The sequence below is a fragment of the Pseudoalteromonas sp. SCSIO 43095 genome, from assembly GCF_023650455.1.
GTDB lineage: Bacteria > Pseudomonadota > Gammaproteobacteria > Enterobacterales > Alteromonadaceae > Pseudoalteromonas > Pseudoalteromonas tetraodonis.
On the sequence record NZ_CP087995.1, the window covers coordinates 2,972,136 to 2,998,018 of the forward strand.

Annotated in this window: 24 protein-coding genes and 2 pseudogenes; 13 read left to right on the forward strand and 13 right to left on the reverse strand. The window is 41.5% G+C overall.

From position 1 onward, the window contains the following. Nucleotides 1-34 precede the first annotated feature (34 nt). Both LOC50_RS14035 and ycaO read right to left on the reverse strand, forming a co-directional pair. Nucleotides 35-3,385, reverse strand: coding sequence for an ATP-binding protein (locus tag LOC50_RS14035; RefSeq protein WP_250653390.1), 3,351 nt, complete (start codon nucleotides 3,383-3,385; stop codon nucleotides 35-37). Nucleotides 3,386-3,503: 118 nt separating this feature from the next. Beyond that, nucleotides 3,504-5,264 (reverse strand): 30S ribosomal protein S12 methylthiotransferase accessory factor YcaO, encoded by a 1,761-nt coding sequence (ycaO, locus tag LOC50_RS14040; RefSeq protein ID WP_036980823.1) that lies wholly within the window; start codon nucleotides 5,262-5,264, stop codon nucleotides 3,504-3,506. 156 nt (nucleotides 5,265-5,420) lie between these two features. Between ycaO and LOC50_RS14045 the strand changes: the two genes are divergently transcribed. The 4 genes from LOC50_RS14045 to LOC50_RS14060 all read left to right on the forward strand — a co-directional run bounded on the left by LOC50_RS14045 (nucleotide 5,421) and on the right by LOC50_RS14060 (nucleotide 10,572). Beyond that, complete coding sequence (locus tag LOC50_RS14045; protein WP_250653391.1) at nucleotides 5,421-7,709, forward strand: penicillin acylase family protein; 2,289 nt, start codon at nucleotides 5,421-5,423, stop codon at nucleotides 7,707-7,709. 76 nt (nucleotides 7,710-7,785) lie between these two features. Then, a complete protein-coding gene (locus LOC50_RS14050; RefSeq protein ID WP_036980826.1) occupies nucleotides 7,786-8,634 on the forward strand; it encodes an MBL fold metallo-hydrolase in 849 nt (282 codons plus the stop codon). Between the two features lie 88 nt (nucleotides 8,635-8,722). Continuing rightward, nucleotides 8,723-10,255: a bifunctional GNAT family N-acetyltransferase/carbon-nitrogen hydrolase family protein gene (locus LOC50_RS14055; protein WP_069438758.1), complete on the forward strand. Its 1,533-nt coding sequence runs from the start codon at nucleotides 8,723-8,725 to the stop codon at nucleotides 10,253-10,255. Beyond that, nucleotides 10,255-10,572, forward strand: coding sequence for a DMT family transporter (locus LOC50_RS14060; RefSeq protein ID WP_010392612.1), 318 nt, complete (start codon nucleotides 10,255-10,257; stop codon nucleotides 10,570-10,572). The genes LOC50_RS14055 and LOC50_RS14060 overlap by 1 nt, the downstream gene beginning before the upstream one ends. A 44-nt stretch (nucleotides 10,573-10,616) precedes the next feature. Here the strand turns inward: LOC50_RS14060 and LOC50_RS14065 are convergent, their stop codons facing one another. Then, nucleotides 10,617-11,498: a DMT family transporter gene (locus LOC50_RS14065; RefSeq protein ID WP_250653392.1), complete on the reverse strand. Its 882-nt coding sequence runs from the start codon at nucleotides 11,496-11,498 to the stop codon at nucleotides 10,617-10,619. A gap of 243 nt (nucleotides 11,499-11,741) precedes the next feature. On the opposite strand from LOC50_RS14065, the gene LOC50_RS14070 reads away from it, so the two are divergent. Then, nucleotides 11,742-12,125, forward strand: coding sequence for an MAPEG family protein (locus LOC50_RS14070; RefSeq protein WP_033103663.1), 384 nt, complete (start codon nucleotides 11,742-11,744; stop codon nucleotides 12,123-12,125). Here LOC50_RS14070 and LOC50_RS14075 read toward each other — a convergent pair. The 3 genes and pseudogenes from LOC50_RS14075 to LOC50_RS14085 form a co-directional block, all read right to left on the reverse strand. Further along, nucleotides 12,122-12,862: pseudogene (locus tag LOC50_RS14075) on the reverse strand (M56 family metallopeptidase); the annotation flags it as partial. The gene LOC50_RS14070 and the pseudogene LOC50_RS14075 sit on opposite strands and share 4 nt — an antisense overlap. 21 nt (nucleotides 12,863-12,883) lie before the next feature. Further along, a complete protein-coding gene (locus tag LOC50_RS14080) occupies nucleotides 12,884-13,129 on the reverse strand; it encodes a BlaI/MecI/CopY family transcriptional regulator (RefSeq protein WP_250653393.1) in 246 nt (81 codons plus the stop codon). Between the two features lie 111 nt (nucleotides 13,130-13,240). Continuing rightward, nucleotides 13,241-13,930, reverse strand: coding sequence for a pseudouridine synthase (locus LOC50_RS14085; RefSeq protein ID WP_036980835.1), 690 nt, complete (start codon nucleotides 13,928-13,930; stop codon nucleotides 13,241-13,243). Nucleotides 13,931-14,021: 91 nt separating this feature from the next. On the opposite strand from LOC50_RS14085, the gene LOC50_RS14090 reads away from it, so the two are divergent. Further along, the gene (locus LOC50_RS14090) at nucleotides 14,022-14,327 is read left to right on the forward strand and encodes a DUF6482 family protein (protein ID WP_036980836.1); all 306 of its coding nucleotides are present in this window, start codon (nucleotides 14,022-14,024) and stop codon (nucleotides 14,325-14,327) included. Between the two features lie 41 nt (nucleotides 14,328-14,368). Further along, nucleotides 14,369-14,788 carry a GNAT family N-acetyltransferase gene (locus LOC50_RS14095; RefSeq protein WP_033103665.1) on the forward strand — a complete coding sequence of 140 codons (420 nt, stop codon included), beginning with the start codon at nucleotides 14,369-14,371 and terminating at the stop codon, nucleotides 14,786-14,788. A gap of 14 nt (nucleotides 14,789-14,802) precedes the next feature. On the opposite strand, the gene LOC50_RS14100 is transcribed toward LOC50_RS14095, so the two are convergent. The 7 genes and pseudogenes from LOC50_RS14100 to lptM all read right to left on the reverse strand — a co-directional run bounded on the left by LOC50_RS14100 (nucleotide 14,803) and on the right by lptM (nucleotide 19,859). Beyond that, nucleotides 14,803-15,162 carry a HopJ type III effector protein gene (locus tag LOC50_RS14100; protein ID WP_036980838.1) on the reverse strand — a complete coding sequence of 120 codons (360 nt, stop codon included), beginning with the start codon at nucleotides 15,160-15,162 and terminating at the stop codon, nucleotides 14,803-14,805. A 97-nt stretch (nucleotides 15,163-15,259) separates the two neighbouring features. After that, complete coding sequence (locus LOC50_RS14105; RefSeq protein WP_013463723.1) at nucleotides 15,260-15,970, reverse strand: HAD-IA family hydrolase; 711 nt, start codon at nucleotides 15,968-15,970, stop codon at nucleotides 15,260-15,262. 10 nt (nucleotides 15,971-15,980) lie between these two features. Beyond that, nucleotides 15,981-16,925 carry a tyrosine recombinase XerC gene (locus tag LOC50_RS14110; protein ID WP_250653394.1) on the reverse strand — a complete coding sequence of 315 codons (945 nt, stop codon included), beginning with the start codon at nucleotides 16,923-16,925 and terminating at the stop codon, nucleotides 15,981-15,983. After that, nucleotides 16,922-17,533, reverse strand: a complete 612-nt coding sequence (locus tag LOC50_RS14115) for a DUF484 family protein (protein ID WP_076922602.1) — start codon at nucleotides 17,531-17,533, stop codon at nucleotides 16,922-16,924. The genes LOC50_RS14110 and LOC50_RS14115 overlap by 4 nt, the downstream gene beginning before the upstream one ends. Further along, nucleotides 17,530-18,360, reverse strand: a complete 831-nt coding sequence (gene dapF, locus LOC50_RS14120) for a diaminopimelate epimerase (RefSeq protein ID WP_013463726.1) — start codon at nucleotides 18,358-18,360, stop codon at nucleotides 17,530-17,532. Before dapF ends, LOC50_RS14115 begins: the two co-directional genes overlap by 4 nt. Before the next feature lie 64 nt (nucleotides 18,361-18,424). Then, nucleotides 18,425-19,679: pseudogene (gene lysA, locus LOC50_RS14125) on the reverse strand (diaminopimelate decarboxylase). Next, nucleotides 19,680-19,859 carry an LPS translocon maturation chaperone LptM gene (lptM, locus tag LOC50_RS14130; RefSeq protein ID WP_036980845.1) on the reverse strand — a complete coding sequence of 60 codons (180 nt, stop codon included), beginning with the start codon at nucleotides 19,857-19,859 and terminating at the stop codon, nucleotides 19,680-19,682. It lies immediately after the preceding pseudogene. Between the two features lie 147 nt (nucleotides 19,860-20,006). Between lptM and cyaY the strand changes: the two genes are divergently transcribed. The 6 genes from cyaY to LOC50_RS14160 all read left to right on the forward strand — a co-directional run bounded on the left by cyaY (nucleotide 20,007) and on the right by LOC50_RS14160 (nucleotide 25,866). Continuing rightward, a complete protein-coding gene (gene cyaY, locus LOC50_RS14135; RefSeq protein ID WP_013463729.1) occupies nucleotides 20,007-20,330 on the forward strand; it encodes an iron donor protein CyaY in 324 nt (107 codons plus the stop codon). Continuing rightward, a complete protein-coding gene (locus LOC50_RS14140) occupies nucleotides 20,327-20,983 on the forward strand; it encodes an alpha/beta hydrolase (protein ID WP_036980847.1) in 657 nt (218 codons plus the stop codon). Before cyaY ends, LOC50_RS14140 begins: the two co-directional genes overlap by 4 nt. Nucleotides 20,984-21,006: 23 nt before the next feature. Continuing rightward, nucleotides 21,007-21,912, forward strand: coding sequence for a DUF2914 domain-containing protein (locus LOC50_RS14145; RefSeq protein ID WP_250653395.1), 906 nt, complete (start codon nucleotides 21,007-21,009; stop codon nucleotides 21,910-21,912). 71 nt (nucleotides 21,913-21,983) lie between these two features. Then, nucleotides 21,984-22,922 (forward strand): hydroxymethylbilane synthase, encoded by a 939-nt coding sequence (gene hemC, locus LOC50_RS14150; protein ID WP_250653396.1) that lies wholly within the window; start codon nucleotides 21,984-21,986, stop codon nucleotides 22,920-22,922. Then, nucleotides 22,922-24,760 carry a uroporphyrinogen-III synthase gene (locus tag LOC50_RS14155; protein WP_250653397.1) on the forward strand — a complete coding sequence of 613 codons (1,839 nt, stop codon included), beginning with the start codon at nucleotides 22,922-22,924 and terminating at the stop codon, nucleotides 24,758-24,760. The genes hemC and LOC50_RS14155 overlap by 1 nt, the downstream gene beginning before the upstream one ends. Beyond that, a complete protein-coding gene (locus tag LOC50_RS14160; protein ID WP_036980855.1) occupies nucleotides 24,757-25,866 on the forward strand; it encodes a heme biosynthesis HemY N-terminal domain-containing protein in 1,110 nt (369 codons plus the stop codon). The genes LOC50_RS14155 and LOC50_RS14160 overlap by 4 nt, the downstream gene beginning before the upstream one ends. The last annotated feature ends 17 nt before the right edge of the window (nucleotides 25,867-25,883 follow it).

Here is a 25,883-nt window from a genome sequence, read left to right on the forward strand (position 1 = left end):
CTCACCTAATAAATCCTATTTTTAGCTTACACTGTTATTTGCTTGTAAGCCATTGCTGGAGCTTAGAATGAAGAGTTGTGGCATTGAGGGGTTTAGTTAAATAGTCATCCATACCAGTGGCCAAACATTTGTCTTTATCACCCTGCATTGCGTTTGCGGTAAGCGCTATTATTGTTATGTTTTTATTTACCTTGCCTGCTTTGCCTTCTCTGATGGCAATAGTTGCTTGATAGCCATCCATCGTAGGCATTTGGCAATCCATTAATATTAATTGATAAGTGTTAGCTGGGTTTTGATTCAACTTTTCAATTGCCTCAGCACCATTTTCAGCAATCTCAAATGTCACGTTCAACTGTTTTAAAAAAGCAGCGGTAACAACTTGGTTAATTTTATTATCTTCTACTAATAAAACATGCGCCGCCAGTGTATCTGTCATAACCTCAGTGGCAGCAAGCGACTTTAGTTGTGTACCAACGTGTGTTTGCTCGATAGAGCTTTTTGCAGTCAGCGCATTTTGTAAATCAAAAGGGGTGAGTGGTTTAAATACGAGGGTTTCTTCGGTTAAAAATGTGGCACTTTTATTTGTATAACTCATGGGAGCCATAATAATTAAATGGCTATTACTTTTTGTTAAAAACTGCTTAAGTGCGAGTGCTTGAGCTTCGTATAATGGTTCAAATAAAGCACTGTCAACAAGCACAATGTTTGGTGGGGTATCTTCATGGCTATTAATGTAGGCACTTATAGACAGGTAATCGCAGATCGTGCTGACCTTAGCCCCCCAGCGAGTTAATTGTTTTTTGGCAATAGTGGTATTAAGTAAGCAATCATCAATAACCCAAATACGCTTATTTTTAATTGCTTGATATGCTTCGTGCTGTTGAACTAATTGAGGGGTTATCTTTATAAAAAAGGAAAATGTACTGCCTTTATTTGGTGTACTGCTCACATTCACTTCGCCACCCATGAGCTCACACAGCTGCTTGACAATAGCAAGACCCAGGCCTGTGCCACCATATTGGCGTGTGGTTGATGTGTCTGCTTGAGTAAATGAATCAAATAAATGGGGCTGTTTTTCTGCGCTGATTCCTATACCTGAGTCAGCGATTGCACATTCTAAAACTGTGGCGTCAAGTGTGTGGGCAATTTTAGCGGTTATCAATATTTCACCGTTTTGGGTGAATTTAACGGCATTACCAATTAAGTTACTTAAAATTTGACGTAATCTATTTGGATCGCTAATAAATTCGCTGCTAGTGATATGTGTTGCATCCAAAATTAACGTGGTGTTATTTTGCTCGGCTCTTAATGCAAATGACTCAACCACTTCACCCAGTAAGTGAGGTAAATTAAATTGAATATTTTCAATGTCTAACTTGCCAGCCTCTATTTTAGAAAAGTCTAAAATATCATTAATAATTTCTAATAATGACTCTGCAGATGATTGCGCAAGTTTAATATGACGCTTTTGTTGTTGATCTAATTGGGTTGCTTTAACAATATTAAGCATTCCCAACACCCCATTCATGGGTGTGCGAATTTCATGGCTCATACTGGCTAAAAACTCACTTTTTGCAATCACAGCTTGTTCTGCGGCTTCTTTTGCCCTGACTAGTTGTGCCTCTGTTTCTATACGTTGTTGGCTAGCGTAAAGGCTGCCAATTAAAGCCCCTACAGCAATTAAAAAGCTTTCTTCATTATGGCTCCATGTTCTAACTATATCTTGCTCAGCACATACTATTCCAATAGAGCCACTGCTTGCAGGAATAAGAACACACAGCATCGCCTTGACTGAAAACGGTTGAAGGTAGCTTTCTTTGATGGGGGCTAAGTAGGGATGTTGTTGAGCATTATCAACACAAAATATCGCTTTTCGTTCTATTGCGGTAAAAAAGTCAGGAATAGTTTCTTGCAGCCACGGAATATTATTTTCGCTACCTGAACGATTAAAACTCGCAAATTGAATTAGCTGGGTTCTTTGTTGGTTAAACAATTTTATACTGGCGCAGTTTACCTCAAGGGCTTGGCAAATAGACTGCGTGATTAATTCTTTAGATTGGCTTAGTTTGCCATTTAATATTTCATCACTCACCGTTAAGGAGGCCAAGGTTTCGTTAAAACGAGCAATTTTACGATTTTCTAATTCTACTTTTTTACGGGCATCAATATTTTGTAATGAACCAAATATTCTTACACAACGGCCATTTTTATGTTCAGCTTCACCGTGAACAAGTGCCCATACAGGCTGACCATTTGCATTGATCACTTCAAGCTCAGTTTCGTAACTTTCACCATGCTTAATTGCTCTTTCAACCAGTTTAGCGATTTTTTCTCTACTTTCACCTTCTTTAAAATAGTTTAAATTTTCTGACCATTTTGGTTGCTCATCTAATGGGTATTCAAGTATTTTTTTAGTCATATCTGACCAAAACACGTGTTTTTTTTCTAAGTTAAACGACCATGCACCGACTTGTGCTAAATTACTCATCACCTCAAGCATTCTTTCGCTTTCTTGTTCACGGTTGAGTATTTTTAGATAAAACAAAAAGGCAGAAATGAGCAAGCCTAACACGGTTAAAATAATGAACCGTAAAGGCCAGACCGAAGAACTCACTGGTTGCCAGCCTTGCTTGGGTATAACATAAAGCTGCCAAACACCTCCTTGAAAGTTTAAAGTAAATTCTAGAGGGTCTTGATCAGTAATAGAGGGGTCACCGAAAAAAAAACCACCTTGCTTACCTAATCCATTACGTCCTTGTATTGCTATATTATAATTTTGCTGTAGTTCAATGATCCCCGAATTTTCATAAACTTTTTCTATATCGAGTACCACTGAGAGCAATCCCCAAAAGGCGTTATTTTCTGGCAAGTATACTGGTACGCGCGCAATCAAAGCTTCGTTGCCTTGGATAAGCTGAAGTGGACCTGCCATCACGATCGTATTCGTGTCTCTTGCTTTAATGGCATCTTCGCGCTGTGCTTTATTTTCCAAAAAATTAAGGCCTATCGCTTTTTCGTTACCTTTAATCGGATGGGTCATTTTTATTACCATGTCTGGCGCCGCGCCAATGTTACGTAGCTCATTTGAGGTTTCAAAAAGGGGAGCTGCAATTTGTTCAAAGCGAGTTTGATCTAAGTTTGGCTCAGCGGCAACAGCAATAGCTAAGCCACGAATGAGTTGAATATTAGACACTAATACAGCTTCAAGTTGTGCTCTATAGGTACTTACCTGCGACAGAGTGCGTAATCGATAAGCATCTTTCTCACGGTGATAATTGACGTGATCAAGCACCAAGCTGATAGTGATTATCAACACCAGCGATAATAAAAAAGCCAGCTTAGCGTTATTAATTCGGGTGCGTTTGTTTTTGCGCTGCGGGGACATAGAATGTAATTAAGTTGTTAATCAAGACTGGCTAACTATAGTCAATTTATCGAAGAAATAAAAATGGCGCAGTTAAAAGTGCGCCATTTTATTTTTATGATTAGTAGTTTAGGTGTGGTTATGAGTCGCTAATTTCGCGCGCCCAATGTTGTTGCTTTGCAACGTGTAATTTGCGGTAACCATCAAGAAGTGCTGCATGCTTTTTAAAGCCCTCAAGCGATAAGCCTGGGAAAGTTAAGCCGTTAAATAATTTACGACCTTCAGCAATTTCAATAGCAAGCGTAACATTGTCGCTACCAAACATTAAACCTAATGCATCTTGATAACTTGCATATTCGCGCTCGTCATCATATTTAATTTCAAGGATTGCTTTTAAGCAACGAAAGTGACGCATCGCTTCGTCGTTTACTTGGCCGGTATGCAAAATCCAATCAACCCAGTCAATAGCTTCTTCATTACCCGCCGCTAAGCATAAATGTGCTTTAAGCTCACCAATGCGTAGTGTGTGCCAAGGTGTATCGGCGTCGGTTGCTAAGCCAATGAATTCAGCTGCGCGAATAATATCGCTGTGGCCTGCTTCTTCGAGGTTGTCGTAAATTTCCATCCATTGTTTGCTATCGTACTGATCAAGCGATAAGAAGTCTTCGCGGAATTTAGCGCCTTCATTATTGTTGCGCCAAATTAGCTCATCTACAGGATAAATGTCTGACATACCAGGAACTAAAATACGACATGCATACACGTTTAAGTGGGTGTAATCCATAATATAGATATCGTGACCCATGCTATGAATTAAATCAGTACAGAAGTTGTATTCTTGCTCAGTTGAACCACTAAAGTCCCAATGTACAAATTCAAAATCTGCTTCAGAGCGGAAAAAGTCATGTGAAATTAAACCGCTTGAATCAATAAAGTGCAGTTCAATGTTCTCAGGAGTAGCGACTTCGTCGTTATCAAATGTAGCAGGTTGGAATACGTCAAGTTGATCTAGGCGACGACCTTGCAGTAATTCGGTAACGGTACGCTCTAGCGCTACTTCAAATGAAGGGTGAGCACCAAAAGAAGCAAATACTGACCCATCAACAGGGTTTATAAGCGTGACGCTCATTACTGGATATTTACCGCCTAGTGATGCATCCGCAATGCGTAAATGGAAGCCATGGCTACGCAGCTCTTCACAGGCTTCATGAATTTTAGGGTATTGTTTTACCACCTCTTCAGGCACGATTGGTAAGCTGATACCTTCGGCAATAATGCGGTTTTTAATAGCGCGCTCAAATACTTCAGATAACCCCTGAACACGGGCTTCAAATTTAGTATTACCGGCACTCATGCCATTAGAAACAAAAATATTACCAATCACATTCACCGGAATATAAATGTCTTGGTTGTCGCGCTGACGAGTGTACGGTACAGAACAAATACCACGTTCAAAATTGCCAGAGTTAAAGTCATAAAGGTGTGATGCGGTTAATTCACGCTCTGGGTCAAAATAATCCCATAAGCTTTCATCCATAATACCCTGTGGTATTTCATCGTTTTCAACTTTAAACCATTTCTCGTTTGGATAATGAGTAAAGTCATCATTGGCAAATTCTTCGCCTAAGTAAAAATCAGCAAAAAAGTAGTTACAGCTTAAACGCTCAAAATATTCACCTAGCGCAGAGGCGATAGAGGCTTTATCAGTGGCACCTTTACCATTAGTAAACATCACACCGCAGTCGCTATCTTTTATATGAACTGAATAACAGTTTGCTACAGGGTTAAGCCACAGCGCTTCTTCAATATTAATATTTAGCGCTTTTAGCTTGTTTTGCATGGTAGAGATAGACGATTCTAAATCGCGGTCTTTACCTTTAATAAATGTTTTTTCAGTCATTTTGATCTCAACTAGGTCTGCACAATACATGAACTGTGTATTATCGTGGATTTTGATGTTTATTTCACCCTTTACCCGCTTTTCGTAGTGTTTTTAATAGAATGAATATGAATATATGCTAATAATAGTTTATTGAAAAAGTTGAAGGGTATGTTTATGTTTAAAGTAATCAAACGGTTGCTATTAATTGTTGTGATTTTAGCGCTCGCCAGTACTGCAATTGTTTACGGCGTGTTGACTCTAAGTTTACCTACCCTTGATGGCAAAGGCCGAAGCGATGCAGTGACACAGCCCGTTAAAGTCGCTCGTGATACGCTTGGCCAAGCTGTTATTACTGCAGCAACTCGCCACGATGCTGCCTATGGCTTAGGTTATGCTCACGGGCAAGACCGCTTTTTTCAAATGGATTTACTTAGACGTAATGCCGCAGGTGAGCTAAGCGAGCTATTTGGTGAAGCCGCGCTTGGGCTTGATAAAAAAATGCGTTTTCACCAATTACGTAAACGCAGCCAAGCTATTTTAAAAACCCTCCCGAAGGCCGACAAACAGCTGCTACGCAGTTATGCCCAAGGTGTAAATGAAGGCCTTGCACAAGTAGGGTACCCAAGTTTTGAATATTTACTCACGGGGGCTGAGCAAAAGCCTTGGCAAAGTGAAGACAGTTTACTAGTTATTTTTAGCATGTACCTTGATTTACAGTCATCTACATTTGAGCGCGACCAAGCTTTAATTCAAATAGAGCAGCAGTACGGGGCTGAAATGGTAAGTTTTTTAACTCAGCCTAGTCAATATCAAGCCGCATTGGATGGCAGTCAGCTCGCTCTTTTGCATAACCCAATCCCCGAACTTTTATCGCAACCAATCACCGCGATTAAACCCATTACCGCTAACTTGGAAGTGGGTAGTAATAATTGGGCTGTCACCTCAAATTTAACCAACACTCAGGCTGCGATGCTCTCTGATGATATGCATTTATCAATGGCTGTGCCGGTTATTTGGTATCGAGCCCAATTAAACTATTCATTAAATAATAAACCCATGCAGGTAACGGGTGTCTCGCTTCCGGGAGCGCCGGCGATTGTAGTAGGCACAAATAACAACGTTGCATGGGGGTTTACCAACGGGTATTTAGATACCGCCGATTGGATTGCGCTTAATAGCGATAGCAAAATGTGGCAAGTAGATGAGTCCATTGCATTACCCAGTGGCAAAGTAGAAAGTTACTCCCTTACGCTCAGTGAATATGGTCCGGTAAAATACATCAATGAAAAGCCTTACGCACTGAGCTGGGCTGCACATCAACCATACGCCGTTAATATGCAGCTATTACAGCTTGAGCAAGCACAGACTGTTGATGATGCGCTTGATATTGCAAGTGACGTAGGCATTCCTGTGCAAAACCTGCTGGTGGTCGATGACCAAGGAAATGCAGCATGGAAAAATATGGGCGGCATACCTGCGCGAACAACACCCAATGAATTAGCCGTAAAAGAAGAAGATTACTCTGCGCTTTGGCAGCAAAACGAAATCGATCGACCTTTTATTAAAAATCCTGAAAACGGGCGATTATGGACAGGTAATTCTCGAGTGGTATCTGTTGATGATAACGTCCGTTTTGGTAATGGCGGCTATGCGCTTGGAGCCCGTGCAACGCAAATTCGTGATAGGTTATTTGAAAAACAACGCTTTAATGAAAGTGATTTTTATCAGTTGCAGTTAGATAACCAAGCACGATTTTTAATGCCTTGGCATGCCTTATTGCTTGAGCAGTTAAAAAAGCAGCCCACGCGCTATAAAGATCACATAAATGCCCTCGAAAACTGGCAGCAATGCGCTTGCCCGCAATCAATAGGGTATACCTTAGTAAAGACGTATCGTGATGAACTGATTAATATTCTATTTAGCAGTATTGAGACAACACTCAACCAGCAAGATGGCACATTAAAATATGTGAAACGTGATTTAGAGCCTGCTGTTTGGCAGTTAATAAAGGCTCAGCCAACAAGTTGGGTTAATCCGCAGTTTACTAATTGGGAGCAGCAATTACAGGGTGCCTTTGAGCAAACACTCACGCAGTTAACATCACGGTTTGGTAATAACATACAAAACTGGCAGTGGGGAAAAGTAAACGAATTAGCGATTGAGCACCCGTTTGCTAAACAAATGCCCATACTAAGTAAGTTACTTAACATGCCAACAGCGCCCGGGTTTGGTGACAGTTATATGCCAGCGGTGCAAAAACGTAGTTTTGGCGCATCACAGCGTTTTATTGTTCAGCCTGGGCACTTAAAGAATGCTATTTTAACGATTCCGGGTGGGCAATCAGGGCACCCACTTTCTGAATTTTACCGAGCTGGCTTTGATGAATATCTAAAAGGTAAGCACACGCCATTATTACCGCAAGCATTAATGCATCAAATTGAAATTACACCAATGAACGACTAGCCTTGGATGCAAAGTGAGCTAAATAAGTAGTAATAACGTTTTATAACCCAGATAAAGCAATTATAGGAAAACAAAAATGAAAAAATTACTACCGGCATTAATCACCAGTTTACTGTTAAGCAATCATGCATTTGCGGATGAAAACCCTGTTACGGCTACACAATTAAGTGAACATGTTTACGTGTTATTTGGCCAAGGCGGTAACATTGCCGCAAGCGTGGGGGATGATGGTATTTATATTATTGACGATCAGTTTGCCAAGCTTTCCGACGATATTAAAAAAACCATTAGCGAATTAAAGCCAGGCAGTGCCGAGTTTGTAATTAACACACACCATCATGGTGACCATACTGGGGGTAACGAGAACTTTGCCAAAGCGGGCGCACATGTGATTGCTCACGACAATGTGCACAAACGCTTAAAAGAAAAACATGGTGAGGGTTCTGATTACTTACCGCGTATTAGTTTTGGCCATGATTTAAAACTGCACTTTAACAATGAGCATGCGCATGTTGTGCACTACTCAAATGCACACACAGATGGCGACTCGGTTATCTTTTTTAGTAACGACAACATAGTGCACATGGGCGATATATATTTTAACTTTGGAAGCTTACCTTTTGTTGATGTAGATAGTGGCGGTAGTGTTAATGGTGTTTTAGCGGCGGTTGATGATGTGATTAAACAAATTGATGAAAAAACAACCGTTATTCCAGGGCATGGCCCGATAAGCGACCGTTCAGGGCTAATGACGTATCGTAAGCTGGTACAAAAAGCGAAAGATGTTATGCTTAATGCTATGCAAAACGATGCCAGTTTAGAGCAAGTCCTCAAAGCCGATCCATTATCAGAACTTGGCCTTGAATATGCAAATTGGTTACCTAAAGAGCGCGTAACCACACTTTTTTATCGCAGTTTAAAGTAGCGCAAAGCGCGAATAAAAACGCATAAACCTAATAAAGCTGAGCATGTGTTCAGCTTTTTTGATTCTTACATGCCCCAAGGAGTTGCGTATGTCGGCAGAAAAAACCCATCTTGAAATTTGTAACTTAACCCGAGAACAATACCCACAAATTAAAACCTTGATGGACGAAGCTTACCCCGACCTAGGCGGAGCATGGCCAAGCCATACTATTTTTAGACTCATCGATCAGTTCCCTGAAGGGCAAATTGGTATTGTTGATGATGGCGTGCTGGTGGGTTTAGCGCTGAGTGTCCAAGTGGATTATGCACGTTTTTCAAACCCGCATACCTATGAAGATATTGCCGATGGCCACGACCGTGTATTTAGCGACACCACAGGGGATGCTTTATACGGTTTGGATGTTGCTATTAGTGAGCAATACCGTGGCATGCGTTTAGGACGCCGTTTATATGATGCGCGAAAAGAATTGTGCCGTCAGTATAATTTACGCGCTATTTTAGCGGGTGGGCGTATTCCGCGTTATTACAATCACAGCAGTGAAATGACCCCGATGGAATACATTGCTAAGGTCGATCAAAAAGAGATATACGATCCTATATTGAGCTTTCAATTGGCTAACGATTTTCAGGTAAAGCGTTTACTTAAAAAGTACCTTCCAGAGGATCAAGAATCAGTAGGTTATGCCACATTACTTGAGTGGAATAACATTATGTATGAGCCAACCGACACCGTTATTGAGTCAACTAAATCAATCGTACGGGTAGGGGCTGTGCAGTGGCAAATGCGCTGTGTTGAATCGGTTGAAGAAATGCTTAAGCAAGTTGAATACTTTGTTGATACGGTATCTGATTACAAAAGCGATTTTATTTTATTCCCTGAGTTTTTTAATGCGCCACTGATGGGATTAACCGAGCAAAGCAATCAAACCGAGGCAATTCGGTATTTAGCCGAATACACAGAGACCTTTAAAAACGCCATGTCGCGTATGGCGATAGAATACAACGCCAACATTATTACCGGTTCAATGCCGCTTGCCGAAGACGATAAAATATATAACGTTAGTTATTTATGCCATCGCAGCGGTAAAATAGACGAGCAACGTAAAATTCATATTACCCCGCATGAACAAAACGATTGGGTGATCCAAGGCGGTGATAAAATTGCTGTATTCGATACAGATGCAGGCCGTGTAGGTATTCAAATTTGTTATGATGTCGAATTTCCTGAGTTGTCACGTATTTTGGCCACCCAAGGTTTGGATATTTTATTTGTGCCATTTTGGACTGACACTAAAAATAGTTACTTGCGTGTACGCCATTGTGCCCAAGCACGTGCCATTGAAAACGAATGTTATGTGGTTATTGCAGGCTCTGTGGGTAACTTACCTGAAGTAGAAAGCTTAGATGTGCAGTTTTCACAGTCGGCGGTACTAACCCCATCGGACTTTTCATTTCCGCACGATGCCACACTAAATGAAGCCACCACCAATACAGAAATGTTATTATTTAGCGACTTAGATATGGATAAGTTAAAAATTCTTCACAGTGAAGGTACCGTGCGTAACTTAAAAGACCGCCGTCACGATTTGTATGAAGTGATATTGAAAAAGAGAGATATTTAATGGCGTGGATGTATTTAATTATTGCTGGGTTACTTGAGATTGGCTGGCCTATAGGGTTAAAAATTTCTCAAACCCCTGAAACTCGTTGGCAGGGCATAGCGATTGCCATTGCGTTTATGGTCGCGAGCGGCTTTATGTTGTGGTTGGCGCAAAAGCAAATATCTATGGGCACGTCGTACGCAGTATGGACGGGTATTGGTGCTGCTGGTACGTTTTTAGTGGGTATATTATTTTACGGTGATGCAGCCACGTTTGGCCGTATTGCTGGTGTGTTAATGATTATTTGTGGTGTCATCACCTTAAAAATTAGTCATTAATTGTTAGATTAAAAAACAAGCGCAGGTTTATACCTGCGCTTTTTTTAACTACTTGGCAGCATAACCAAGATGGCAGCCACTGCGATCAGCACTAGCCCCGCACTATCTTGGCGCTTTAGCGGCTGCTTTAGCCATAAAATCGAGATTAACATGGTAAAAAACACTTCTATTTGACCGAGCGTTTTTACATAGGCGACATGCTGTAAGCTCATGGCACTAAACCAGCCGACCGATCCTAAGCAGCTAAATACACTCACTGCACTTGTCATTTTCTTATATTGATAAATCATTTTAAAGGTATGGCGCTCTTTTAAAGCAATGTATATACATAACATCAGTGTTTGCAAGCTAATAATCAGTAACAAAACCCACGCTGGTGCATAAGGAAAAGCTATACCCGAGCTTAAACTCGCTTCGCGGATCCATGACGATGACAACGCAAACGAAGTACCGCAGGCAAGCCCTGTTAAGGCGGTTTTTAAGCTAAAATGTTTCACATTCGCAATGCCGCTTAATAGCAATACAGCGAGTGCGCCAATAAATACACCAATCCAACCTAAAAATGAAAGCGCCGAACCAAAAAATAGTAACCCTAATATCGCCGCCATTAGCGCTTCGCTTTTAGCAAGGCCGGCGCCTACTGCAAAATTGTTCATTTTAAACAACTTCACCATGAGCCCCGTGGCAATAATTTGCACTATGCTGGCCCCAATAATATAGCTAATAAATAAAGGGTTAAACGAAGGGAGAGGCGCATCTTGGTAATAATAAAGCGCATATAAATACAGCCCTGCAATAGGGCTTGCGACAATAAAGCGGGCTAGAGTAACGCCAGCAACGCTGACATGAGCGCTTAATTTACTTTGCAGCGCATTACGCCATGACTGCATAAATGCGGCAAAAATAGTGAGTAAAATCCAAATCATCTTAAATAACATACAAAAAAGCGGAGGAGTAATTTAGCAGTACTGTGACATGAAAGCGACCATCAAAAAGGCATAATGAATATTCATCACCTGCGACAATTTGCCACAGTGACGCACTGCTTAAATCGGCTATAGTGTGAGGGATGTTACTGCTAGCCGCCAGAGCTCAGGTTATTTATATTTGGCGGCTTTTTTCTATTTGCTGTGTTATTTTGGGTCATAAATAATAACTCGAGAATGATAATGACGATTTTATTGGTTTGCGCCTTAATTGCAGTGATCATGCCTTATGTTGCAAGGATCCCAGCTATTATTGAAATGAATAAGCTCGGTGGTTACGATAATAAACATCCGCGGCAACAACAAACACAACTTACAGGACTCGGAGCACGGGCGCTGGCTGCTCATCAAAATTGTTTTGAATCGTTAGCGGTTTTTGCCGTTGCTTTGGCTGCTGTATTAGGCACAAACAATGTTAATGCCGTAACCGAAACTTTAGCGATGACGCATATTGTAGCGCGTATTTTATTTTGTACTTTTTATTATTTAAACCTCGATATTATTCGCTCGATCACTTGGCTGGTAGGCATGGGAGCCGCTATTGGCATGATCGCCGTCAGTTTATAACGAGAATAAGCCATCAGACCCGCTGGCGCATTGGCAGCGCAGTTTATTAAGGCTTTGCTGTATAAAATCAGTTGCTTTGTGGTTTTATTGCTTAGTACCCGTTCATCACAAGTCAGCTCTTGTAAGCGTCTAAAGCTTGCGTAAGCCATCCAAGCTAAAGGGTTAAACCACATTAAAATTGTAGCCAGTAATAGCAGCGCATTTGTTAGGTTATCTTTGCGTTTTATATGCACATTTTCGTGCTCTAAAATAAGCGCCAATGTAGCTTTATCAAACAGAGTATTATAATTGTGCGGCAATACCAGTTTGCTATTAAAAACACCAATGACCATGGGCGTAGCCACCTGAGCGCTGGTATAAGTTTGTACTCCTACTGTTACTTGCTTAAAGTGCGCTAATTCAGTGAGCTGTAGGCCTTTGACAAATCGGGTATGGGTAACAACAGCGGCAATTAATAAGATCGTAGTAATAATGACATACAGTAGCGCCAAACTAACACTCAAGTCGTTTGTAAGTACCTGATTAGGTGTAATTAAATAGTAACTAATGCTGCTATTTTGTAGTGGCTTAATTGCACTAGGTAAATTAGCCAACAGAACTGATACAGGTATTAACCAAGCTAATTTATACACAAAGCGTGAACCAAGGGTTTTTAAGCCAAAGCGCTCAAGTAAAACAAACCCTGCAAACAACAGACTTAATAATAGCAGCTGTTCAATGAGCCAATTAAATCCTATTTAAATTACCATGCAAACTCCTTACTTTTGATTATTTTCCCAGTCATCAATGACTTTTTTAAGCTCGTTTATATCTTGCTGAGAGAGTTGATCCGATTTAGCGAAGCCACTTACCAAAGGGGCAATACGACCCAATAAGGTTTTAATGGTTTTTTCGTGCCATTGTTTATCGTCACTTAAACGCTCAATAATTTGGCTGGCTGTGGCGGGGTAGTTAATCCAGAGTGCGTCCAGCACTTCAAATTCTGCTTTTGATAATTCGATCATTTTATTGCCTACAAGTGTAATCTTTAATTTAAGACTACATTTGTAATCTATTTTTGCAGGTTTATTTTATATTTTTTATCGCATTAAAGTGAGGGGGGGAGCGTGAGCTTGTTAGCCTAAAATGTCGCTTTTATTAATTTTTATAAACTGGTTTTCAGGTAAATTTAAATGGTCTAACAGTAATTCACTTATTTGTACGCGGTATAAATCAATCACTTTGTAACCACAGTAATGCGCCATTTTACGAATTTGCCTGTTGAGTCCTTGTTTTAAAATAATACTAAACTGATTGTCAGTGATTTTAGTCACCTCACACGGCAAAGTCATTTGCTTATCGACAGGGACGCCTGCAGCCATTTTTTCGCAAAAATCCGCATCTAAAGGTTTATTGACGGTGACTAAATAGCGTTTAGGTTGATGAAAGTCTGGATGGATCAGCTGGTTACAAAAATCTCCATCATTGGTCAAAATAAGCAATCCGCGTGAGTCTTTATCAAGGCGACCAATAGGGTATACCCGTGTTAGTTGCGGTAAATGATGAATAAGGCTGCTTGGGTCGTGCTGATTGAGTTTACAGTCAATCCCTACCGGTTTGTGATAGGCAAAGTACACTAAATCGGCTGGGCCTTTAATGGCGTGACCATTAACGATAACACGGTCGTTTTCGTCGACATGATCAATATGATTAGCGGGGCGATTATTAACCATGACAACGCCTTCATCAATCAAGCGCGACGCTTGTTTTCGTGAGCAAACACCGGCATGGGCAATGTATTTAGCGAGTCGAATTTTTGTATCCATAATGCCGTGTAATTAAAAAATATTGATCGCGATTATAGCAAAGCTGCGTATTGATTACTTGGACAGTTAATTTAACAGTAGGTAGGTTACTATGGGTATTCAATTTTCAGAACTAAAAAAGCATCAGCCATTACAAAAAGTGGTTGTTCATTCACTGGAAATGGCCTTGTACCAAGTGTCTGTTGTCATAAATAATGTTGAATACTACGTACAAGAAAGTAATGGTGAATTTGTGAAGGCACCAAGCCCATTACATATTCAAAAACGCTTTGAAGATATCGCCTATGCACAAATGATGCTAAGGCACACCAGTGCTTATGATGAAATGTGTGGTCAACCAGAAAAAATTTCCAGTAATATGCTCGAAGTGCCCTTTGGGCAAAACAACCTGTTTTAATGTCAGGTATTTGCTAATATAGCTTTATTTGAAATCATCCAATGTACCTATTACATCCCGATAATTCTGAGCAATTAAATCAAGCACTGCGCGCGCACATGCTTGAGTTTAATGCTCAGCACTTCGACGCACAGCGTCAACCTCTTGGCTTTAAATATCTCGATAAACAAGGTGAGTTAGTTGCAGGCATAAGCGGTCATGTGTTTGGTAACTGGTTGCTAATAAGCTGGTTATGGTGCGATGAATCTGCACGAGGCAATGGCTTGGCTGATTCGTTATTAACATCACTTGAAAATGCAGCAATTGAAATGGGTGCCGTTCAGGCTCAGCTTGACACCTTAGATTTTCAAGCCAAGCCTTTTTATGAAAAACGGGGTTACCAAGTTAAATATCAACTTGATAATTACCCACTTAATGGCACTCGTTACTTTATGGAAAAACCGCTAATAGTGGCTAAATAACGCTGATTGGAGCGTTATTTTTTTGCTGTTAATGGCGTACCATCAAAGGTAATACCTAAAAATGGGGTGGCTTCAGGCGCTAACATAAAGGTGCGAATATTCATGTGATCGTCTGCATCTGGGTTGTTTAGTACGTCTTCGCGATAAAATGCCCCAAAACAATCTAATGTATTTTGCTTACTAATACCATTGAGCTTAGCAAACGCAAAAATTTTGCATGAACCGTTATTTTCACTCGCAGAGCTCAATAACCCATGGTTACTAAAACTGCACGCTGTAAAAGTATAATGCGCATCAATAATGGCCATAGTATCAGCAAAACCAATGCTCTTAGGCTCATTCGCGAGCGTTGTTAAGTAGTTTGTGAGTGTCATACGCTGTCCTTGTTATTATAAGATATTGTTAAGTAATTACCCCTAACCTATCTTGTGATTGATTTATATTCAATTGAGCCAATAAAACAAGCATAGTTTATTTACCAATTAAGTGGGTTAACGCATGAATGTTGGTTATTTCAATATCAGCAAGTCCTTTGTAGGCATAGGCTTGTGCTTGATTATTTAACCACACAGACTGGCAGCCAGCGTTATTAGCACCTTGCACATCGCTATCAAGGCTGTCACCTATGTGTAAAATTTCACTGTTGTTAATACGCAAATGTGTTGCAGCTTGATCAAATAAGGTCGTATGTGGTTTAGCTTTACCGTGCAAGCCAGCTTGCAGCACCAGTTCAAACTTATCTTTTAAATTAAATCGCTCAACCTCTACATTACCGTTAGTAATGGCAATTAATTTGTAGTGCTGGCTTAGTTTATCGAGCAATGTTAGTACGTCTTCGCTCACTTCAATATTACTGCGCGCATCAGCAAATGCTTGATAAGCACTGTGTGCATGATGCTCTACTTCATCGTCTTTAAAACCAAGCTCAGACAAAACTAAGCGTAGGGTATGTTTACGCCACTGAGTGACGTTATCAATGAGTTCAGGTTGGTGTTGAACAACTCGCTCACGGCATTGTTGCCAAAACTGTGGCCCCTGTTTTTTATAGCCTGGCAGCGCATTTAAATAATCAATTTGTGCCTGAACGGCTGCGGTTATGATTGGGCGGTTGTCGTATAAGGTGTCGTCTAAGTCAAAGCTTAGTACAGAAAAAGGAGAAATTGCGCGATTAAATCGGATCATGGTTATTACCCTAATCGGTCCGTTTTTTAGCACGTGGATGGGTGTTGTCGTACACCTTAGCCAAGTGTTGAAAATCTAAATGAGTATAAACTTGGGTTGCAGATAAACTACTGTGGCCTAATAGCTCCTGTACTGCTCGTAAATCGCCAGACGATTCTAAAATATGCGACGCAAATGAATGGCGTAATTTATGCGGATGCACTTGTGAGCTTATACCTTGTTTAATGCCCCATTCTTGCATTCGCAAACGGACTTGGCGCACAGAGATACGGTTTTTTTTACTACTTAAAAATACCGCGTGTTCGTCTGCGCCCATAAATAGCGGCCGAACCGCGAGCCATTTCTTTAATGCCTCAAGGGCCTTAGAGCCAACCGGTATTAGGCGTTCTTTTGCACCTTTACCACGTACCAGTATTTCACCATTACGGGCGTTTATATCCTGCATGTTAGCACCAACTAACTCGCTAATGCGCAGACCTGATGAATACATGAGTTCCATCATGGCTTTATCTCGAATGGCAAGTGGATCGTCATCGGGTATTTCGAGTAAACGTGCCATTTGGTCAACATCAAGATTTTTAGGTAAAGGCTTGGCAAATTTAGGGCCTTTTATCCCTTGCACGGGGTTATGGTAATGCGGTTGCTCAGTAATATTTTTTGCTTTTAAAAACTTATATAAACTTCGAATGCAGCTTAGCTTTAAGCTGATTGTTCTGCCGCTCAGTTGCTTAGCGCGCAGCGCCATGCTGTAACGGCGAATGTGCTCACTTTGTACGGCAAACCAATTGTCGCATAGCTTATTAAAATACAAGGCGGCAAAACCTAATTGGCTAACATATTGATTGACGGTGTGCGCTGAATACTGGCGTTCAAATTTTAAGTAATCACTAAATAACGTGATGGGTGTACGCCAGTTATCGCTTAAGTCGCTAATATTTGGCGTGTCGTCGCTCATGCCAGTTCCAGTAACCGTATTTGTAATGAGCGTACAAAATCTAACACAAATAAGTTATCTTGTGAGGGCTCAAAGTGGTTCTCATCGTGGCTGCCAAAAGCCAAAATTGCGTAGGGGTTAGTAGGTTCGCCAATTAAATACAGGGCGGCCGATTGGGTATCATCGTTAAAGAGTAAGTCGCGCTCTTGCTGATTTACCCGCCCTAAATAATGATTACTATCTGACAATCTATGCTCTACTAAGCCCTCAAACGCGCTGTCGTATCTTACGAGTTTGCACTCATTGATAGTCGGGCTCATGCAAATAATGTTGCGTAAGTTACTTGCCAAAGTATTAAAGTCGTAATTGCTCCAAAGCTGACGATGGCATTGACTGAACAAGCGGTACACGAGTTCATTTTGCGTGGCATGCTTGGTCATCGTCTCGATTTGATGTTTTAACTGAGTATTGTGTTCACGTAGTTGACGTTGCTGAATATGTACTAACGAAGTCGCACCCTGAACTTGCTGTTGTAACTCAAGTTGCGCTAATAGCGCAGGTTGATTTATTAAAAAATCAGGGTGCTGTTGTAAGTAATCTATTACTTGCTGTTTAGTTAATTCACTCATAGTGCAACTTGCCCATCAAATACATGTTCAGCGGGGCCTGTCATACGCACTGGGTGGCCTTCGCCACTCCAGCGAACTTGTAAGCTACCGCCTGGTAAATCAACTTGCACTGTGCTGGTGAGCTTGTTTTGAATAAAGCCAATCACCATAGCGGCACATGCACCGGTACCACAAGCAAGTGTTTCGCTTACACCACGTTCCCACACTCTGAGTTTAATGTGTTCTTGAGAAATAACCTGCATAAAGCCAATATTTGCGCGCTGTGGAAAACGTTCATGATTTTCAAGCAACGGGCCAAGGGTACTCACTTGTGCCGTTTCAATGTCGTCTACTTCCATGACGCAATGCGGGTTACCCATAGAAACAGCACCACTAAAAACGGTATGCTCTTCTGCACGAATAATGTAAGTCAGCTCACGTTTGGTTGCTTTGAGCGGGATTTTGCTCGGCTCAAAATTAGGGTGTCCCATGTTAACCGTTACTTGGCCGTCTTTTTCAATATACAGGGTGAGGTTACCAGATTTAGTTGAAACGCTAATTTTATGCTTATTGGTTAAGCCTTTCATGCGTACAAAGCGGGCAAAGCAACGGGCGCCATTACCACATTGTTCTACTTCGTGGCCGTCGGCATTAAAAATCCGATAGTGAAAATCGAGATCGGGTGAGTAAGGGGCTTCAACCATCAGTAATTGGTCAAACCCAATGCCGAAATGGCGATCGGCCAGCTTTTTGATTTGATCACGGGATAAAAAAACGTTTTGTGTAATATTATCAATCACAACAAAGTCGTTACCTAAGCCGTGCATTTTGGAAAAATTAACTAACATAGCGCTCTAATTCGGTTTTGCTCTGTGCTAATCATGCCACAGAGCAGCTAGGTAACAAAAACGTTTATGGTAAAATTTTCTCACCTTGGTATAGGCTTTCGATGGTTTCGCGTTCGCGAATAAGATGATGTTGCTCACCATCTACCATTATTTCGGCAACCCGTGGGCGTGAGTTATAATTTGAACTCATTGTAAAGCCGTACGCTCCAGCGCTACGCTGCACTAACAAGTCACCTTGCTTGAGTGCTAGAGGGCGGTCTTTACCTAAAAAGTCACCGGTTTCACACACCGGCCCCAACTACATCATAGTTGTGGGTAGGTGTTTCGTCATCACGCACCGAGACAGGAATAATTTTTTGCCAAGCTTGATAAAGTGATGGGCGCAACATGTCGTTCATACCCGCATCAACAATCGCAAAATACTTGTCTTGATTTTGCTTAATAAACTCAACTTGAGTCACTAAAATCCCAGCGTTGGCGGCAATAGCCCGTCCTGGTTCAAAAATCAGTTCAAGGTGGCGATAATTGGTAAGGCGCTGTGTTACTTGTGCTGCATACTCACTCGGGTGGGGAGGCTGTTCGTCGTCGTAGGTTACGCCAAGGCCTCCACCAATATCTAAATGGCTTAACTCAATACCTGTATTTTTTAACTCATCAATTAATGCCAGTAGTTTATCAAGCGCCTCTAAAAACGGTTTGGTTTGTGTCAGCTGTGAGCCAATGTGACAATCAACCCCAACAATATTTAAGCCAGGTAACGACGCAGCATGTTGATATACACTTAACGCGGTTTCGATACCAATGCCAAATTTGTTTTCTTTTAAGCCAGTAGAAATATACGGGTGTGTTTTAGCGTCAATATCAGGATTAACACGAATAGAAATTGGCGCGTCTAGATTAAGCTCACAGGCTACTTCTGAAATGCGCTCAAGCTCTGAGATTGATTCAACGTTAAAACATTTAATACCTAATTCTAACGCATAAGCAATTTCGTCAGCGGTTTTAGCAACCCCAGAAAACACCACTTTATTGGCTGCGCCTCCCGCTTTAATGACCCGCGCGAGCTCGCCTTTTGAAACAATGTCAAAACCCGCACCAAGTCGCGCCAGTATATTTAATACTGCAATATTTGAATTTGCTTTAACGGCGTAGCACACTAGGCTTTTATGATCTTGAGCTGCATTAGCAAACGCTAAATAATGGCGTTCAAACGTCGCTCTTGAATACACATAACACGGTGTACCATAGTGCTGTGCAATCGTTGCTACGCTGACATTTTCAGCAAATAGTTGGTTGTTTTTATAATTAAAAAAATCCATTTACTGCTCCTGTTTTTGCTCAATAGGTGTTTGCTTTTTGGGGGTGTCTGTTGGCTGATTTTGTTCAGTAGGCTGCTCTGGTAAGTACAGCGGGCCGCTTTGACCACAGCCAGCTAACGCACACAACAAAACGGTGCTGATTAATAGTTGTTTTAATTGTAAGGTATATGTCGCTTTCATTAGATTAATACGGTTGCTGGCTTTATAATCGCAGAGTAACAGAATATCTAAAAAATGCAGCTATTCGCGGATGATTTTATTCCTGTTACACTAGCTGTACAAACATGCACCCATTATTTAGGCGTCTTGCCTGAAAGGAAATTAACGATGACTGATCACGAATATCACCAGTTAGCAGAAGCTCTTATGTTCACAATTGAAGAACAAGTTGATGATTGTGAAGCAGATTTAGATTATGAATCGGCTCAAGGTATTTTAGAAATTATTTTTCCAGATCGCAGTAAAATTGTGATTAATAAGCAAGCACCGTTGCATCAAGTGTGGGTGGCAACAAAATTTAATGGTCACCATTTTGAAATGCGTGATGGTCAATGGATCGATAACCGCTCAGGCGCAGAGTTTTGGAGTTTCATCAATGAAGCGTCAACACGTCAAGCGGGTCAAGAAATTAAGTGGCAATCATCGCTATGAGTTTAGAGTTTGTTCAATACCCAGCTCAGGGGACGCATAAAGCCACGGTTATTTGGTTACATGGTTTGGGTGATTCAGGTGATGGTTTTGCCCCAGTAGCGCCACAGCTCGATTTACCCAGTGAACTAGGTGTGCGTTTTATCTTTCCGCATGCGCCTATGCAGGCTGTTACTATTAACGGCGGTATGCAAATGCGCTCATGGTATGACATTAAATCGATGGATTTAGACAAACGTGCAGATGAACAGGGGGTTAGGGAATCTGCAGCAAAAGTTGAGCAATTAATAACGCAAGAAATTGCTAACGGCATACCGGCGAACAAAATTATTTTAGCGGGATTTTCACAAGGTGGCGTCATATCGCTACATTTAGCCCCGCGTTTAGAGCAAAAGCTTGCTGGCGTTATGGCACTATCAACCTATATGTGTGTGCCACATAAATTGGCTGATGAAGCAAAGCAAACACAGCTAAATATATTTATGGCTCATGGGAGCCAAGATGACGTTGTACCGCATAGCGCGGGTAGAAGTGCGTTTGAAGTGTTATCAACGCATAACATGGATGTAAGTTGGCAAGAATACCCAATGGGGCATCAGGTTTGTACACAAGAGTTACAAGCTGTGCGCCAATGGTTAATTTCTCGCTTAAGTTAGTTTAGGAGCCGCTGAGGGTCAAAATGAGTCAAAAAATAGTAATAACAGCAAATGTAAAACGTGAACCACAGGTTAGTGAACCCAGCGTGAGCTATGAGTGGCATTGGCGTCGTATTGTGAGTATTTCTATGTTGGTGATTATGACCTCTGCAGCGGTTATTTACGGCCTGTCTAGCGCTGTGAATGCTGATCAAGGGGCGCCGCATCCTCATGAGCAGCTCGATTTTACTGAGCAACAAACCGCAATTGTGTCGCTAAGCGATGATACTGCAGCATCAGCAGAAAGTGAAAACGCAACAGATGCTGGTGAGGAGCCGCTGAGCGGTGTCGCAATTGCAGCACCTAAAATCCTTTCCCCAGATGAGCAAAGACCAGCTCCTATTACCGAACAAGTAACATCAGAGCCTAAAGTTCAACAAAGTAATATTGAGCAAGAAGTAGAGCCAACGCTCACTGCTGAGCCTGAAGAAGCAGCCATGGCTGCAACAGATAACCAAACGCCTGAAACCGAAACGGCCAGTGAAAAACCGGCTGAGCAAAAAGTATTTGCTGAATCAGCACAAATTGCGAGTGTGGCCATAGGTGCCAAAATAGATACAGCTACTATTAGCCGCGCCGTATTGACACGCAGTGTGAGTAATCGTGAACCAACCAATGTATTTGCCGCCGATGTGCGTTTAAGCCAATTTGAAGAATCATTGTCATTTTTTAGTGAGCTTAAAAACTTACAAGGTCAGCAGGTAAAGCACATTTGGTTATTTGAAGGGGAAGTGATGGCGGAAGTGTCGCTCAAAGTTACTTCTCCGCGCTACCGAACTTACTCAACTAAAAATATTATGGATTCCCAGCTAGGGAATTGGCGCGTTGATGTGGTTGATGAGCGAGGCTTACTCATTGCGCAAAAAAAATTTAGAATTTTAGCTGATTAAATCGCCCTCAGATAGAACAGGTTTTAATCCTGGAAGGTCAACAGACCCCAGTAATTATTAATGGATATTTTATGACTGAAAAAACAAAGTTAGTTCGCATTGCTACTCGTAAAAGTGCATTGGCACTGTGGCAGGCTGAATTTGTAAAAGCGCAGCTAGAGCATTTTCACGATGACGTGCGTGTAGAGCTGGTGCCTATGTCGACTCAAGGTGACATTATTTTAGATACACCACTGGCTAAAATTGGTGGTAAAGGCTTATTTGTAAAAGAACTAGAACAAGCCATGCTTGATGGGCGAGCAGACATTGCAGTGCATTCAATGAAAGATGTGCCAGTCGAATTTCCAGATGATTTAGAGTTACACGTTATTTGTGAGCGTGAAGACCCGCGTGACGCGTTTGTCTCAAATAATTTTGCCAATATTGATGCGTTACCGCAAGGTGCCATTGTTGGCACCTCAAGTTTACGTCGTCAATGTCAAATTAGAGCGATGCGTCCGGATTTAGAAATTCGTGACTTACGTGGCAATGTAAATACACGTTTAGCAAAGCTTGATAGTGGTCAATACGATGCGATTATACTCGCAGCGGCTGGGCTAATTCGTTTAGAAATGGGTGAACGTATTCGTGACTTTATTGAGCCAGAAGTGTCGTTACCTGCTAATGGTCAAGGTGCTGTCGGTATTGAATGCCGTATAAATGATGAAGTTACTAAAGCCTTATTAGCACCGCTGGAGCACAGTGAAACTCGTATTCGTGTTAATGCTGAGCGCGCAATGAACCGCCACTTAGAAGGGGGCTGCCAAGTGCCAATTGGTGCGTATGCACTGGTTGATGGCGAGCAAGTGCATTTACGTGGTTTAGTTGGGGCTATTGATGGCAGCGAAATTTTACGCGATGAAATTAGTGGGCATGTTGATAATGCGGAAAAATTAGGGATTGAGCTGGCTAAAAAACTCTTAGCACAAGGCGCAGATAAAATCCTTGCTGACGTATATCGAGACGCATAATGAAACACATCTTGATAACTCGGCCCGAAGGAAAAGGCGCAGCCCTTGCACAGCAACTTGAGCAAGCGGGTTATCAAGCGTCTTTATGTCCTGTTTTAAAAATAACGTATTTAACCCCAACAAGCGTTGAGCTAAGCCCGTTGGTTAATGCCGACAAAATTATTTTTGTTTCGCAAGATGCAGTACATGCACTGAGTGCCCTTAAGCCTGCAATTAACATCAAAGCGCAGTTTTATGGTGTTGGCCAACAAACAGCCGACACCATTTATGAAGTATTTGGTGTACGTGCGGCTCTGCCAAAACAACATGACTCTGAGGGGTTGCTGGCCCTTAAGTCATTGGCTGAGGTTGATGGCAGTAATATTGTGTTAGTTAAAGGTATTGGTGGGCGGCCTGAGATAGCAAAAACCTTAAAACAACGCGGTGCTTTTTTAAATAATTGTGTAGTGTATCAGCGCGAGCCGGTAGCGCAACAACCCGCTGACTGGATTGACCACTGGCAAAGCCAGAATGTACACGGTATAGTCATTACTAGTAATGCCGCCGTTGATGCCATTTTTAATACCCTTACCGCGGCGCAACTAACATGGTTACAACAGTGCGAATTTTATGTTGCCAGTGAGCGTATTGGCGATTATTTACAACAGCAAAAAATAAATTCGACACATATACATACTGCGGCAGGGGCTAGCGACCACGCTATGTTTGCCTGCATTAATCAGCAAGGTAGCAAAATGAGTGAACAGTCAGCGACGTCAAAAGTAGAAAAAGCAGCGCAGCCAATAGCCAATAACACGTCTAACACCGCTAAAAATGACACTGCAAAAGCCAATAATCAAACGCAAAATAATACCCATAAAGTGAGTAAGGTGGGGAGTTTAGCGTTGGTGATTTCGTTACTTGTTGCCAGTGGCGTGGGTTATGAGTTTTATCAAAAGCTCAATGCCGGTAAAGTGCAAAATTTAGCGGTTAATGCATTAACAGAGCAAAATAAGATATTGCAGCAAGAGCTACAAGCGCTTAAGTCTGAGCAGCTCAGTCTACAGCAAGCGTTACAAAAGAGCGAAGAGCAAATTGCTATGGCGCTCAATGAAAACTCTGTAAAAAATCAGCAAGCATTAAAAGCAGCACTGCAAAAAGTGCAGCAAAGTGGTAACACATTAAACCCACAAGAAGTGACCAGCTTACAACGTATGGCTGAATTTAAATTGTGGGCTGAACAAGATTATCAAGGCACAAGTGCAGTGCTTAAACGTTTAGATTCACTTTTAAGCGACCACCCAGGCACGCTTGAGTTACGCCAAGCAATTATACAAGACATACAAACGCTCGATAGCATTAAACCCGTTGCAACAGAGGCGATTTACTTACAGTTAAATAGTGTAAGAGATCGTATCGATAACTTGGTATTTAATGCGGTTAATTTGCCAGAAGAAGCGTCAGTAATTGACGAAAACGCGCTCTCTGAAAATATGAGTGATTGGCAACAAAACATCCGAAATAGCTGGAATAAAATAGTTGATAGCTTTATTACAATTCGCCATCACGAAGGGGTATTAATAGAGCCGCTATTAACTGATAGAGAGCGCCACCTAATTAATCAGCGCATAAAGCTCAATATTACTCAGGCGCAAGATGCGCTAATGAGCAAGCAAGCCAGCATCTATTTTAGCGCCTTAAACGACACAAAACGTTTGGTTAATGAATACTTTAAGCAAGATGATAATGTCACAAAAGTGGTATTACAAACTTTAGTAAACCTTGAAAAAGAGCCGCTTAACTTTAACCCTGAGGTGACATTGCAAAGTACTGAGCAAGTTAAGGAGTGGGCACAATGATAGGGTTGATCATTTTTATTGTCGCTATTGTATTGGTATTAGCGATCACTCCTTTCGTGTTAGATGAAAAAGGCTATGTACTGATTTCATTTAATAACACGACCATAGAAGGTACGATTGTTTCGTTTTGTATTATGGCGGCACTGAGCGCAGCAGCTTTGTATTTAACTTACAAATTCATACGCTACTGCCTATCTATTTACAGAAATACCAAACATGGATTTTTTGCTCGCAGCCAAGAGCGCAAGCATGCAGCTATAGAGCAAGCGCTGTGGAGCTTGATTAATGACGATTACGCGCAAGTGGAAAGCGCGTTATCAAGTAACAGTGTGCCAGCTAAATTTTTAGACATACGTTTGGCGTTACTAGCAAAAGCTGCACTGGCAAATAATCAACCCGATAAAGCGCTGGAATACTTGTTTGAAATAAGCCCTGAGCAGCAACTAAAAGTGGCTAAACTGTGGTTAGCCAGTGGCGACAGCAGTGTTATTGAACCGCAAATACGGATGGCGGCTGAGTCTAAAAAAGCCACGGTACTTGAGCTAAAATTGTACACTGAAGTGTTGGTGCAACAGCAGCACTTTAAAATACTAGAAGACTTTTTACCGCGCTTATTACGTAAAGATGCATTGAGCGATAAGCAGTGGCAGCAGGTGTTTTTAGCTTATTTTGCTGCTCAAGCAAGTGATGAGCTAACCAGTAAGTACCAGCAATTAGGTAAGAAATTGCAAGCACATGCGCACACTGCGTACTTAACTCAAATGGCAAAAACAGGGCAGTTGGCGAGTATTGAAAACGCGTTAATTAAAATGCTCAAACATGCTAAGCACCACACTGAACTTGCCGACATTTTACGTGAAGCTGCGCCAAGTAATGCATATAAGTTGCAATCAAGCATTCAAGAACGGTTGAAAAAAGACGAGCACAATAACGCGTTATTATTAGCATTGGCGTGTTTAGCGAATGCCCAAGGTGATTATGATTTAGCTGCACGAGTATTCGACAAGGCGCTTAATAGCGATAACAAATCACAGTATCGACAACAAGCTATACTAAGCTATAAACACAGCGCACAATTAGATAAGGCGCTTGTGCTCTACCAATAGTGGATTATATTTTATAA